Genomic DNA, 14303 nt, shown 5'->3' on the forward strand with positions numbered 1-14303 from the left:
CGTATTGTTTGGTTATTTATGAGTGGTTATTTATAAATACGGGGCAAAGTTACAAAGTTTTTGAGTAGTTTGATTCGTACTAAAGACATAAAACACGAAAAATAACGCATAAAAAAAGCCTCCCGAATGGAAGGCTTTTGTATTGTAAAAAAACAAATTAGTCTTTTTTAATGTGTTTTGCGTATTTAGTTTTAAACTTGTCAATACGTCCTGCAGTATCGATAAGTTTAGATTTACCAGTATAAAAAGGGTGAGAAGTTCTAGAAATCTCCATTTTTACAACTGGATACTCAACTCCATCAACTTCAATTGTTTCTTTTGTATCTGCTGTAGATTTAGTTAAAAAAACATCATCATTTGACATGTCTTTAAAAGCAACTAATCTGTAATTCTCTGGGTGGATTCCTTTTCTCATCTTTTTTTTATTTGATATTTAGAGCGTTTTTATTTTGAAGCTTTTTCATTAATAGAAAAAGGTGTAAATGCAACCACTCTTTTTTTGTTCTAAAATTTAATTATTTTCAGTCTGCAAATTTACAATTATTTTTCAATAAACAACAGTTTACTTTTATTTTTTTAGTTAAATTCGAAAAGCAATTTATAGCCCGCTGTATTTTGGGAATTACTATATTTGTAGATTAATTCTAAGCATAAAATTATGATAAAAAATGTCTCACCTGCAAATTCAGGTCTTTTATATGGTGTTCTATTTGGTGTTATTATGATTTTAGAATTTGTTGTCATGTATGTAATTGGCATGAAATCATTGGTAAACACCAGCGCAGGTGCTATTGTGAACATTGCAAATTATCTAATTTTACCTTTATTCTTTATCTATTTAGGTTGTAACAATTATAAGAAAAACGTAAACAATGGTTTTATAAGTTTTTCTGAATGTTTAAAAACTGGTGTTTCTATCGCTTTTGTAGCCGCTTTTATCTACGCTGCTTTTAGTGTAATATTTAATCTTGTCTTTCCAGAATTCATAAATGAAGTTTTATATATTTCTAAACAAGATATGATTTCAAAAAACCCAAATATTTCCAGTAAAGAAGTAGAAATGGGAATGTCGATGATTAAAAAATTCATGAATCCATTAATTGTTTTCCCAGTTACTCTTGCTATGTATTCCTTTTTTGGTTTAGTATACTCTTTAATTGTGGGAGCAGTTTTAAAAAACAACAATCCGCAAAGCATCTAATTTAAATGAATTTATCCATACTCATACCTCTTCTTAACGAAGATGAATCTCTGCAAGAACTTTATAATTGGATTATTAAAGTTATGCACACTCATAATTATTCTTATGAAATCATTTTTGTAGATGATGGTAGTACTGATAATTCTTGGCAAATAATTGAAGGATTTTCGAACGAGAATCCAAATGTAAAAGGAATTCGTTTTATGAAGAATTTTGGTAAATCTCAAGCGTTACATGCTGGATTTGCCAAGGCTCAAGGTGATGTTATCATTACTATGGATGCCGATTTGCAAGACAGTCCAGAAGAAATTCCGGATTTGTACGACATGATTATTCAACAAAAATTCGACTTAGTTTCTGGTTGGAAAAAGAAACGATACGACTCGGTTGTAGCCAAAAACATTCCGTCAAAATTATTTAATTGGGCTGCTAGAAAAACGTCTGGAGTAGAATTAAACGATTTTAATTGCGGATTAAAAGCGTATAAAAATGTAGTTGTAAAGAATATTGAGGTTTCGGGCGAAATGCACCGATACATTCCGGTTTTGGCAAAAAATGCTGGTTTCGGAAAAATTGGTGAAAAAGTAGTACAACATCAAGCTCGAAAATACGGTGAAACTAAATTTGGGATGGAGCGTTTTATTAACGGATTTCTAGACCTAATTACCATTTGGTTTTTATCTCGATTTGGCAAAAGACCGATGCACTTGTTTGGAGCGTTGGGTTCTTTTATGTTTATAATTGGTTTTTTGTTGGCTTTTTATATTGGTGTGATGAAATTGTACTCTTTATATGAAGGCCCGCATTATAGTTTAGTGACTAGAAATCCGTGGTTTTTTATCGCATTGACTACCATGATTCTAGGAACACAATTGTTCTTAGCTGGTTTCTTGGGTGAAATTATATTGCGAACTAAAAACAACGAAGCCCGTTATAAAATAGGAAAAGAAGTTAATTAACAACGATAGCCTAGCCCTGATAGCAACGGCATCTTTTTGTGTTGGGGTTCAACACAAAAAATACAGTGAATAGCAGGAATAAGCTACTGAAAATTATTATTTAAATATAAAAGATACATCCAGATGAATATTGAACCAAATATTTTAACAGCTGTGAACGAATGGCTGACTCCGACTTTTGACACTGAAACGCAAGCGGCAGTTAAAGAATTGATGACTACCTCTCCAAAAGAATTGGAAGAAAGTTTCTATAAAAATTTGGAATTTGGAACCGGTGGAATGCGCGGTGTTATGGGCGTTGGTAATAACCGAATTAACAAATATACGCTGGGGAAAAATACGCAAGGACTTTCTAATTACCTGCATGAAGTTTTTCCGAATCAAGAAATAAAAGTAGTCATTGCTTACGATTGTCGCCACGATAGCGATACGCTTGCGAAAGTGGTAGCTGATGTTTTCTCTGCTAATGGAATTAAAGTTTATTTATTTTCAGAATTGCGTCCGACGCCAGAGCTATCGTTTGCATTAAAATATTTAAAATGTCAGTGCGGAATCGTTTTGACGGCTTCTCACAATCCGCCAGAATACAACGGCTATAAAGTATACTGGGAAGATGGTGGACAAATCGTCCCGCCACAAGATGCGGCTATTATTGCCGAAATTGAAAGTTTGAATTACGATAAAATTAAATTTAAAGCCGACGAGAATTTAATTGAATATATAAGCACAACTATTGACGACGCTTTTGTGGCTTCATCGGTTGAACACGCCAGTTTTAATACCCCACAAGAAGCAAAAGACAATTTGCAAATTGTATTTACTTCGCTGCATGGAACTTCGATTGTATCGGTACCTCCTACTTTGGCAGCGGCTGGCTACAAAAATGTTCACATTGTTCCTGAGCAAGCGGAGCCAAATGGTGATTTTCCAACCGTTCAATCTCCCAATCCAGAAGAACCAGAAGCGTTAACTATGGCATTGGCTTTGGCTGATAAAACTAATGCTGACATTGTGGTGGGGACAGATCCTGACTGCGACAGGTTGGGTGTCGCTGTTCGTGACAACGAGGGCAAAATGATTTTACTTAATGGAAACCAGACGATGGTTTTGATGACGTCTTTTCTTTTAAAGCAATGGAAAAAAGCGGGTAAACTTAACGGAAAACAGTTTGTAGGTTCTACCATAGTATCGACTCCCATGATAATGGAATTAACAAGTAGTTATGGGGTCGAATGCAAAATTGGCTTGACTGGATTTAAGTGGATCGCCAAAATGATTAAGGATTTTCCTGAATTAGAATTTATTGGTGGTGGCGAAGAAAGCTTCGGTTTTATGGTCGGCGATGCCGTTCGTGACAAAGATGCGGTTGCAGCTACTTTACTAATTTGTGAGGTAGCCGCTCAAGCTAAAGCAGCAGGAAGTAGCGTATACAAAGAATTGATTGAACTTTACGTAGAGCATGGTTTTTATAAAGAATATTTGGTTTCTCTAACTAAAAAAGGAATGGAAGGCATTGAGGAAATCAACCAAATGATGATTGATTTACGAGAGAATCCTTTAAAAGAAATAGCTGGTCAACGCGTTATAATGGTCGAAGATTACCAATCATCAACAGCACTCAATTTATTGACTGATGAAGTTACGGAAATGATTATTCCGAAATCAAATGTTTTGATTTATTATACGGAAGACGGTTCTAAAATTTGTGCCAGACCTAGCGGAACGGAACCAAAAATTAAATTTTACATCAGTGTTAATACGCATTTGGATTCTGTTGAAGATTATGAGTCGACTGAGACGTATTTAGACGAAAAAATAAAAAGCATTATTGCAGCAATGCATTTGAAATAAAGAGATTAACAAACTTCTGTTTTAAAATAAACCCGACAATGTTTAAAAAACTGTCGGGTTTTAATGGTAAAAATAATAGCCTACAATGAGTAATATTAAAAAAATACTTCCTTTTATATATCCTTATAAAAAATACGCTTACCTGAACATTTTCTTTAATGTTTTGTATGCTTTATTTAGTACGCTTTCGTTTATGTCTTTGATTCCGATGATTCAGGTTTTATTTGATCAAACCAAGCAAAACACAATTAAGCCAACTTACACTGGTATCTGGGAATTTAAGCAATTTGCCGAAGATTTTTTAAGCTATTACGTCACTACAACAACAGCAAATTACGGTGTTGGCTATACATTATCAATAATGGTTGGTGTTGTAATTTCTATTTTTTTACTGAAGAATATTTGCGATTATTTTGCGATGTTTTTTATTACTTTTTTACGCAACGGTATATTGAGAGACATGCGTAATGCGATGTATAAAAAAACACTCGAATTGCCGTTATCTTTCTTTTCTGAAAAGAGAAAAGGTGATGTAATTGCTCGTATTTCTGCAGATGTAAACGAAGTGCAAACCTCTTTTTTAGCCATATTAGAACTGATCGTAAAAGAACCGCTAACGATTGTTTTTACGATTATTGCAATGCTTACCATTAGCACCAAATTGACTCTTTTTGTATTTATTTTTATTCCTCTTTCTGGTTATGTAATTTCTTTGATTGGAAAGCAGTTAAAAAGGCAATCTACCAAAGCGCAACAAGAACAAGGAAACTTTCTTTCGACTATCGAAGAAACGATCGGTGGTTTAAAGGTGGTAAAAGGATACAATTCTGAAAATTACTTTAATGGTATTTTTCAGGAATCTACCCAACGCTTTTTTAAACTTTCAAACAGCATTGGAAACCGTCAAAACTTGGCATCTCCTGCAAGTGAGTTCATGGGAATTATGGTGATTTCGATTTTATTGTGGTACGGTGGCCAAATGGTTTTAATTGATAAAACACTTAATGGAGCAGCTTTTATCGCTTATATGGGATTAGCCTACAACATTCTTACTCCTGCAAAATCGATATCAAAAGCTTCTTATGGAGTAAAAAGAGGAGATGCTGCGGCAGAACGTGTTTTAGAAATTCTGCACCAAGAAAATCCAATTACTAGTAAAATAGATGCAATTGAAAAAATAGATTTTATCGATTCAATTGTTATTGAAAACATCAACTTTAAATATGAAGAAGAAAATGTATTAAAAGACTTTTCTTTAACTATTAAAAAAGGGCAAACTGTGGCGCTTGTTGGACAATCTGGAAGTGGAAAAAGTACGATTGCTAATTTATTAACTCGCTTTTACGATGTACACGAAGGTGCTATAAAAATCGACAACATCGACATTAAAGACATTCACTTACAATCCTTACGCGGTTTGATGGGATTGGTTACTCAAGACAGTATCTTATTTAATGACACCATCAAAGCAAATATTTCATTAGGTAAATTAGATGCAACCGACGAAGAAATTTTGGTGGCATTAAAAATTGCGAATGCGTACGAATTTGTAAAAGATTTACCGCTTGGAATCATGACTAACATTGGCGACAGTGGAAACAAACTTTCGGGCGGGCAAAAACAACGTTTGTCTATTGCGCGTGCTGTTCTTAAAAATCCTCCGATTATGATTTTAGATGAAGCTACTTCGGCATTGGATACCGAAAGTGAAAAGTTTGTACAGGTGGCGCTAGAGAACATGATGCAAAATAGAACTTCCATTGTAATCGCACATCGTCTATCAACCATTCAAAAAGCAGATGTAATTGTAGTCATGCAAAAAGGTAAAATTGTAGAACAAGGCAGTCATGAAGAGTTAATTAATCATAATGGCATGTACAACAAATTAGTAACGATGCAATCTTTTGAATAAATTGATGTATATTAGAGTATCAAAATACTTCTGTTAGAATGTACGTATCACATCCCAATATAACTTTACCAGCAGATCCCGATACAATTGTTTGGAAATACTTAGACCTATCTAAATTTTTAGATTTATTGATTTCTAAAAAATTATTCATGTCACGTTCCGACAAATTTGAAGATCAATATGAAGGAACTTTTAGCGAACCCACTTTTGGTGAAATTAAAAAATTAGCAGAAAATAATCCTGATTTTTTAAAATATTACAAAACACATCGCGAAAAAGTCGCCGTTAGTAGCTGGCACATCAACGAGAATGAATCGTTTGCAATGTGGCAAATATTCACTCAAAACAGCGAAGGTTTAGCGATTCAATCTACCATAGGCCGTTTAAAGAAAGCATTGAAACCAGAGAACAATTACGATCAATATATTGGTGAAGTGAATTATATCGACTATAAAAAAGAATACATTCCGTTTGAGGATCTATTTTTTCCTTTTTTATTCAAACGTAAAAGTTTTCAATATGAAAGAGAAGTCCGCATTATAACAGACACTTCTCAAAACAATATCAAATTGAACGATGGCTTAAAGATCAATGTAGATATTCGACACCTTATCGAAAAGCTATACATTCATCCTAAGTCTGAAAACTGGTATAAAAATTTAGTAATTGAATTGATGGAGCGTTTAGGATTTGATATCACCATTGAAAAATCAGATCTAGAAAGTGACATATTGATCTAAATATAAATCTATCTTAAAATATCTTATTTTTTTTGAAAATAGAATTAAAAAAAGCCATTACTCAAATTGATAGAGCAATGGCTTTTAGTATTTTTGATCTAGATCAATATCTTAAATAGGCTGATACGACTGCACTTCCCACACTTTGGAATTCAGATCAATATAGCTGTAATGTAGCACGTCATTTTTATCAAATTGACCGTTCTTATTTGTGTCTTTGATAGTTCTAAAATACAAACGATTTTTAGATTCTACTAAGTTCCAATCTATTAATTCTTGAAAATCTTCAGACATTTTCGTGAACTTTTGGCCACTACTTTCACTCAAATACAGTGCTTTAATGTCGCTAGTGTCTATTTTTCCATCGCGATTGGTGTCAGTATCAATCATGGTATACACCATGACCTGATGACCTGTCCTGTCGGCAATCGTTTTTAAATACGTAGCTGTTAAAATCAAAGCAGGTTTATCAGTAAGCGGTCTAATAGAATCAGAATCAATTTTCTGAAACTTCAAATTCTGCAAATAGCCCGTAATTTCATATTCCCCAAAATTTGAAATAGTAAAGCTCAAATCATTAACGCTAGAGCTACCATATTTCGATTTTGTTCCTCTCTCGTACACACGCAAATCTCCAACAGGATGAATCAAATAATTAGTTCCTTCCATTTGAATGGGAAGATCGGCAATTGCAACTTGAGTAGAATCGTAACGAGCGGAAGCTTTTTCCATATTCGTCGCGTCGTAAATTACTTTCGGTTTTTCTTTTGGTTCCTCTTTACAACTCACCATAAATAAAACAGTTAGAGCGGTAAGAGCAATATGTATTTTTTTCATCTATCTCGTATTAAAAAATAATTTCAAATGTAATGAATTTGAAATATTTTATGGATTAATAACAGCATTTTGTTGACCGTCTTATGGACAATTACAGTCTCATATGCATTTTAACATTAAAAACTCGCGAAGTCATATAATTAGGAATCGCATATTCGTTTTTAGAATATACATCGCGAACCCATGTATTGGTAATTGCATTTTGATTATTAAACAAATTAAAGATTTCTAGACCAATCGATAATTCTTTAAAATTACTCAACCAATTTTGTTTCGCTTGGATGGTATTTACATCAATAAAAACCTTTGAAAAACCAATATCTGCTCTTCGATAGTCCTTTAGCCTATTTTGATACAGGTACGAATCGCTATAGGAAGGCGAACCTCCTGGTAAACCTGTATTATAGACTAAATTAAGATATAATTTTACACTTGGCAAATTAGGCATATAATCTTGAAATAACATAGCAAATTTCAAACGTTGATCAGTTGGTCTGGCTATATATCCTTTATTTTGATAATTTTCTTCGGTTTTAAGGTAACCAAAACTCAACCACGATTCAGTTCCTGGCACAAACTCACCATTTAATCGCAGGTCGATTCCTTTTGCATAAGCTACTGCAGTATTGTTGGCTGCATATCGAATGCGAACATTGTCAATGCTATACACATTAACATCATCAAGCCACTTATAATACAACTCAGAAACTAACTTAAAAGGTCGCTGCCACATCTTAAAATTATAATCATTACCCAAGACGATTTGAACTGATTGCTGCGCTTCTACGTTTGGTTGAACTACACCTTGATTGTCTCGTAATTCTCTGTAAAAGGGTGGTTGATAATACAATCCGCCAGAAAGCCTGAAGATCATATTAGCAGTCCAATTGGGCCGCAAAGCAAATTGTGCGCGTGGACTAAATACGATCTGATTACCTCCCCTGACGGCTCCACCTAAAACCTGCCAATCTTGAAATCGAACTCCAGCATTATACCAAATTTGACTGCTACCGACCTCACTTTTCCGATTGAACTGCACAAATCCTGAAAATCGATTGATTTGATTTGAATTGTTCGCACGAACATTTTGATACGGCAGTAAAGGTCCAGTGTAAGTAGCGTAAGGCTGCTCGTTAATAGGTAAATTTAAAATTGGCGGATTGATCGAAAATCCTGCCGAATCAATTACTTCCCATTCTACTAATCGATCACGAATCGATTCACTTGTAAATTTAGCACCCCACGCTACGCTATTGTCATTCCAGTTGTTATTTCCTTTAATTTCAAGAGAAGCAATTAAAGCATCTAAATCATTTCGCGCATGATTGAGTTGCGATCCAATTCCTGTTTCATAATCTACATCTCCGACTACTGCATTTGTAGGCTTTAAAAGATATTGACCCAATATATCAAAATGCTCTTGTTCGGTAGTATGGTACAAAGATGCGATAACTTTTAAAGTAGTAGCATCCGAAATTTTGTGTGTTGATTTTACCGCGCCAAAATAAGTATTATAAATATCTTTTTCTAGACCTTGGTAAAAAACGGAGAGAGTTAGTGGCTGAGCGATTGTTCCGAATTTTGTTTGTCTTGTTAAAGGTTCATATTCGTAGTTATTTTGCGAAATTGCTCCTAAAAAACTTAACTCCCATACATCTGACGATTGGAAATTTATGTTGGTCTGCACATCTACAAATGAAGGCGTATAATTAGTTTGCGTATCTTGACTATTTACTAGCAAGCTGTTGTTTCTGTAGCGCACTCCTGTAACTCCAGTCCATTTTTTACTTTTCGAAATAAAATCAAACCCTAAACTTCCTCCTAGAAAACTCGCTTGCAGATATGCGGCAAATTGGGTCGGTTTTCGATACGTAATATCCAAAACAGAAGATACTTTATCTCCATATTTAGCTTGAAATCCACCTGCTGAAAAATCAACATTTTGCACCAAATCGGTGTTGTTAAAACTCAATCCTTCTTGTTGACCCGAACGAATCAAAAAAGGACGATACATTTCAATTTCATTCACATACACTAAATTCTCATCATAATTTCCACCACGAACAGCATATTGCGTGCTCAATTCATTATTAGAATTTACGCCTGGCAAGCTTTTTAAAACATTCTCTATTCCTTCATTGGCACCCGGAATTTTTTGCACAATAGAAGCGCTTAAAGATAAAATTCCGTCAACTCTCTTTGAGTTAGTCTGACTTACAACTACCTCTCCAATTTGTTCAATTCGTTCCTTCATTACAGGATTAAAAACAAAGTATTCATTTGTATTCAACAGTAAATCCAGCGTAATCATTTTTAAAGCAACATGGGTAAAAATGACACTTACCTTTTTATTAGAAGGCAGCTCAATACTAAAAGAGCCATCTGCTTGCGATTGCGCTTGTTTGCCTAAACACAAAATATTTACGCTTGCTACGGTTTGATGTTTCTCATCTAATACAACTCCACGCAAAAATGCATTTTGTGCCTCAACTGAAATGCCGATTCCAGTTATTAGAAAAACAAGCGCTATTTTTAACGTATTCAACAGAAATAAAGTTTAGTTTCTAAAAAATTGTGTTTCAAAAGTAGTTGAATTCCCTACGTTATCAACCACTACTACTTTTAAAGTATTGGAACCTTTTACTACAATTCCATCAGCAAAGTCATGCGTAATTCTTTTAGTTTTGTAATCGTACTCAAACAAGATCCACTTGTCATTTATATATCCATTGTATGACTTGATGCCTGACAAATCATCAGATATAATAAATTGAACCGATTTTGAGTCTGCATTTTTTCCTTCAATTGCTTTTGTGATTTTAACTAAAGGTGCCGTTGTGTCCATCGCTAACTTATATTGTCCCAAAGCTCTCGTTTTCGCAGTAAAAGTAGTACCCTTCAAAGCTGTTCCGTTATAATTTAATCTATTACCGCGCACTTCTGCGATGAAGACTTTGTCTCTTTGCCCAGCTCCAAAAGTACTATCGTCGATAGTAACGGTAAAATAAGAATGAACGGGAACAGTGTCTTCATGAATATAAACAGTGCCTTCTCGAACATCAAAATCCATCGAAAAATCAGTGTAAAAAGTTCCTGCCGGAAAAAAAACAGTCGCATTATCTTTTGAAAACATAGCATCCTTACCTGAATTAATTACATATTTTGAAGCTGGTTTTGCTGCAGGAATAAGTACCGGTAATGAATCATATTGAATTGGAATATTTATACTGGTCGTGTTGCCGTAAAAATCTGAAACTTCCACACGGTAAGAAGAAGCCAAATTAGGTACAATAGTCAAAACGCCATTGGCAGCATCCGTTTTTATAATACTTAACGGAAATTTTTTACGCATAAACAACTGCTGCACTTTTTGTCCAGTACTTTTATATTTCTCATAATCCATGAAAGCATTAATGTAACGCATTTCATCAAATGAACATGAATCGAATCTGTACTCGTAATTCGGATTGCCATTAAAAAAAGAGACTACTTTATAAATACCATACTTAAATGGCGAAACATTGTCTTTATCGCGAACTGTGATTCCGAATCCGATTTTACCATTTGCACTCACACGGTCCGATAAATACGATCCATCTTCTTGTAATTTAACATTTAAAACCAATGGTCTGCGCGATTGATTTACCGTTGTACTATCACTTAATGGGTATACATACAACGTTGATAAAATAGGTTTTTGAGTGTCGGTGAATTTTTTATCAAAACCAAAAAGCATTGGATTGATGATATTTTCTGTTTTTGAATCGCGAATTTCAAAATGCAAGTGTGGCCCACCTGATCCTCCTGAATTACCAGATAAGGCAATAATCTGGCCTTTTTTAACCGGAAATTGATCTGGTTTTAAGAACATTTCGGTTTCGTAAGCTTCCTCTTTATAATGATTGTCTTTAATAAAGTTTTCGATTGCACCAACGGCACTGCCCAAATGACAGTACACTGTTGTGTAACCGTTTGGATGACTAATATACAATGTCTTTCCACCTCCATAAGTAGAAATTTTTATTCTTGAAATATAGCCCTCGGCTGCAGCTAAAACTTTAAGACCTGTACGCTGCTGTGTTCTAATATCAAAACCAGCGTGAAAATGATTCGAACGCAATTCGCCAAAATTAGCTGACAATTGCAAAGGAACTTCCAATGGAGAATCAAAATAGTCCGTAGGATAAGTAGCTTGTCCGAACGCTAAACTGCACATCAAAACAAAAATAAAAACAAATTTCATAGGTAACATTTTTAGCTAAGATAAAAAAAACAATGCCATAAAAACAGTTCAGATTACAAATTAGAAAGTATTAAAATAAGCTTGTTTATTTTTTTAATTCAAAAAAACACTTAAAATATTGTAATAATAAAAAGGAATACTAACTTTGTATGATTAAGTAATGAATAAGAGTAAAATGAGTGTAATTGCAGAAATAATTGATACTCTTGAAAATAAACTTGAAAAGCTCCTGACTAAAACCAATGGTTTAGAGCGACACAATCAAGAATTACAGATAGAAATTAACCAATCCGCAATCATCATACAAAATCAATCTGAAGAGATTGCAGCTCTAAAAAAGCAGTATGATACACTTAAAATTGCCAGTTCATTAATGGGCAACGATGACAACAAAAGAGAGACTAAGCTTAAAATAAATTCATTAATTCGCGAAATTGATTACTGTATAGGGCAATTATCTGACTAAAAACATGGACGAAAAGCTTAAAATTAAAATATCAATAGCCGATCGAGTATACCCGTTAACGGTCGAACTCAATCAAGAGGAAGGACTTCGAAGTGCCTCTAAAAAAATTGATACGATGATTAAGCAGTTTGAAGAAAGTTATGCTGTGCGTGACAAACAAGATGTTTTGGCAATGTGTGCCCTACAATTTGCGGCACAAGTAGAGCAAAAGCAATTGGACAACGCAATAGATGGAACAGAAACAATTGAAAGAATTAAAAAATTAAATTTAATCTTAGATCAATATCTCAATAAATAAATACGTTCTTTATAACAACTAAGATACTGCCTACATTAGTTCACATTTGGTAAACTCAACACTAACAAATTAAAATGAGCGAATCATCATTACTAGAGTATGCCACGCTTCGGCGAGGAAACTTGAACAATGAGTTAGCTCAAAACTTGTCTTTTCGAGTTTATACAATAAATCTAATGTAGGCTTTTTTTTATATATAAACCTAAACAAACATGGACATAAGTACAATTATAATCTCACTAATTGCTGGGATCGCAGCAGGATTTGGAATCGCAAAAATTATTGAAAAAAGCAATATTTCTAACCTGATTAAAAATGCAAAGAAGGAAGCCGCTTCAATTATAAAAGACGCAAATCTAGATGCTGAAAATATTAAAAAAGATAAAATACTTCAAGCAAAAGAAAAATTTATAGAATTAAAATCAGAACACGAGCAAGTTATTTTAACTCGTGACAAAAAAGTAGCCGAAGTAGAGAAAAGAATTCGTGATAAAGAATCTCAAATTTCTAGTGAACTCTCGAAAGCTCGAAAAATTAATGATGATTATGAAGCTAAAACTGTAGAACATGAGTCAAAAATTGAGCTATTAGATAAAAAACAAATTGAAGTTGATCGTTTACACAAAAGCCAATTGCAACAATTGGAAGTTATTTCTGGTCTTTCTGCAGATGAAGCGAAGAGTCAACTAGTGGAAGGCTTGAAAAACGAAGCAAAAAGTGAAGCAATGTCTCACATTCAAGACACTATTGAAGAAGCTAAATTGACTGCACAACAAGAAGCTAAAAAAATTATCATCAATACTATTCAAAGAGTTGGAACAGAAGAAGCAGTTGAGAATTGCGTCTCTGTTTTTAATATTGAATCGGATGATGTAAAGGGAAGAATTATTGGTAGAGAAGGACGCAATATTCGTGCTTTAGAGGCGGCAACTGGAGTTGAAATCATTGTTGATGATACGCCCGAAGCAATTATACTTTCTTGTTTTGATCCTGTTCGTAGAGAAATCGCTCGTTTAGCCTTGCACAAATTAGTAACCGACGGTCGTATTCACCCAGCTAGAATCGAAGAAGTTGTTGCTAAAACAGCCAAACAAATTGATGATGAAATTATTGAAGTTGGAAAACGTACGGTTATCGATCTAGGGATTCATGGCTTACACCCAGAATTGATTAAAGTAGTTGGTCGTATGAAATACCGTTCTTCTTACGGTCAAAACTTGTTGCAGCACTCGAGAGAAGTTTCTAAACTTTGTGGAATCATGGCTGCTGAATTAGGATTGAATGTAAAATTAGCGAAAAGAGCTGGTTTACTACATGATATTGGAAAGGTGCCAGATGCAGAAAGTGATTTGCCTCACGCGCTTTTAGGAATGCAATGGGCTGAGAAATATGGTGAAAAGGAAGAAGTATGTAACGCAATTGGAGCGCATCACGACGAGATTGAGATGAAATACTTACTGTCTCCAATTGTTCAAGTATGTGACGCTATTTCTGGAGCAAGACCTGGAGCAAGAAGACAAGTATTAGATTCTTACATTCAACGTTTGAAGGATTTAGAAGAAGTTGCTTACGGATTTACTGGTGTAAAAAGTGCTTATGCCATTCAGGCTGGTAGAGAACTGAGAGTTATTGTAGAAAGTGAAAAAGTTTCTGATGATAATGCTTCTACCCTTTCTTTTGAAATTTCACAAAAAATTCAAACGGAGATGACTTACCCAGGACAAGTAAAAGTTACTGTAATTAGAGAAACAAGAGCTGTAAATATTGCAAAATAATACAAGCTAGTAGAGATAAAA

The 14303-nt window shown here is 34.2% G+C and carries 12 protein-coding genes; 8 read left to right on the forward strand and 4 right to left on the reverse strand.

Features of this window, described 5'->3' with window-relative positions; genetic code table 11:
- Positions 1-157 precede the first annotated feature (157 nt).
- Positions 158-415, reverse strand: a complete 258-nt coding sequence (locus tag AP058_RS05135; protein WP_066307487.1) for a type B 50S ribosomal protein L31 — start codon at positions 413-415, stop codon at positions 158-160.
- Positions 416-658: 243 nt separating this feature from the next.
- On the opposite strand from AP058_RS05135, the gene AP058_RS05140 reads away from it, so the two are divergent.
- From AP058_RS05140 to AP058_RS05160, 5 genes are all read left to right on the forward strand, one after another.
- Positions 659-1201 carry a DUF4199 domain-containing protein gene (locus AP058_RS05140; RefSeq protein ID WP_066307490.1) on the forward strand — a complete coding sequence of 181 codons (543 nt, stop codon included), beginning with the start codon at positions 659-661 and terminating at the stop codon, positions 1199-1201.
- A 5-nt stretch (positions 1202-1206) separates the two neighbouring features.
- Positions 1207-2160, forward strand: a complete 954-nt coding sequence (locus AP058_RS05145) for a glycosyltransferase family 2 protein (RefSeq protein WP_066307493.1) — start codon at positions 1207-1209, stop codon at positions 2158-2160.
- 123 nt (positions 2161-2283) lie between these two features.
- A complete protein-coding gene (locus AP058_RS05150; RefSeq protein WP_066307494.1) occupies positions 2284-4011 on the forward strand; it encodes a phospho-sugar mutase in 1728 nt (575 codons plus the stop codon).
- 85 nt (positions 4012-4096) lie between these two features.
- The gene (locus AP058_RS05155; protein ID WP_066307496.1) at positions 4097-5923 is read left to right on the forward strand and encodes an ABC transporter ATP-binding protein; all 1827 of its coding nucleotides are present in this window, start codon (positions 4097-4099) and stop codon (positions 5921-5923) included.
- Between the two features lie 38 nt (positions 5924-5961).
- On the forward strand, positions 5962-6663 hold the full coding sequence (locus AP058_RS05160) for a DUF2971 domain-containing protein (protein WP_066307498.1): 702 nt from the start codon (positions 5962-5964) through the stop codon (positions 6661-6663).
- A gap of 111 nt (positions 6664-6774) precedes the next feature.
- On the opposite strand, the gene AP058_RS05165 is transcribed toward AP058_RS05160, so the two are convergent.
- The 3 genes from AP058_RS05165 to AP058_RS05175 all read right to left on the reverse strand — a co-directional run bounded on the left by AP058_RS05165 (position 6775) and on the right by AP058_RS05175 (position 11743).
- Positions 6775-7500 carry a hypothetical protein gene (locus tag AP058_RS05165; protein ID WP_066307499.1) on the reverse strand — a complete coding sequence of 242 codons (726 nt, stop codon included), beginning with the start codon at positions 7498-7500 and terminating at the stop codon, positions 6775-6777.
- Positions 7501-7591: 91 nt separating this feature from the next.
- Entirely contained in the window at positions 7592-10045 is a 2454-nt protein-coding gene (locus AP058_RS05170) for a TonB-dependent receptor plug domain-containing protein (RefSeq protein WP_066307500.1), read from the reverse strand.
- Positions 10046-10057: 12 nt separating this feature from the next.
- On the reverse strand, positions 10058-11743 hold the full coding sequence (locus tag AP058_RS05175) for a M23 family metallopeptidase (protein ID WP_066307718.1): 1686 nt from the start codon (positions 11741-11743) through the stop codon (positions 10058-10060).
- 175 nt (positions 11744-11918) lie between these two features.
- On the opposite strand from AP058_RS05175, the gene AP058_RS05180 reads away from it, so the two are divergent.
- The 3 genes from AP058_RS05180 to rny all read left to right on the forward strand — a co-directional run bounded on the left by AP058_RS05180 (position 11919) and on the right by rny (position 14282).
- Positions 11919-12209 carry a hypothetical protein gene (locus AP058_RS05180; RefSeq protein ID WP_066307720.1) on the forward strand — a complete coding sequence of 97 codons (291 nt, stop codon included), beginning with the start codon at positions 11919-11921 and terminating at the stop codon, positions 12207-12209.
- 4 nt (positions 12210-12213) lie between these two features.
- Complete coding sequence (locus AP058_RS05185; RefSeq protein ID WP_066307501.1) at positions 12214-12507, forward strand: cell division protein ZapA; 294 nt, start codon at positions 12214-12216, stop codon at positions 12505-12507.
- Between the two features lie 212 nt (positions 12508-12719).
- Positions 12720-14282, forward strand: coding sequence for a ribonuclease Y (gene rny, locus AP058_RS05190; protein WP_066307505.1), 1563 nt, complete (start codon positions 12720-12722; stop codon positions 14280-14282).
- The last annotated feature ends 21 nt before the right edge of the window (positions 14283-14303 follow it).

It is taken from the genome of Flavobacterium sp. TAB 87 (assembly GCF_001529295.1).
Classification (GTDB): Bacteria; Bacteroidota; Bacteroidia; order Flavobacteriales; family Flavobacteriaceae; genus Flavobacterium.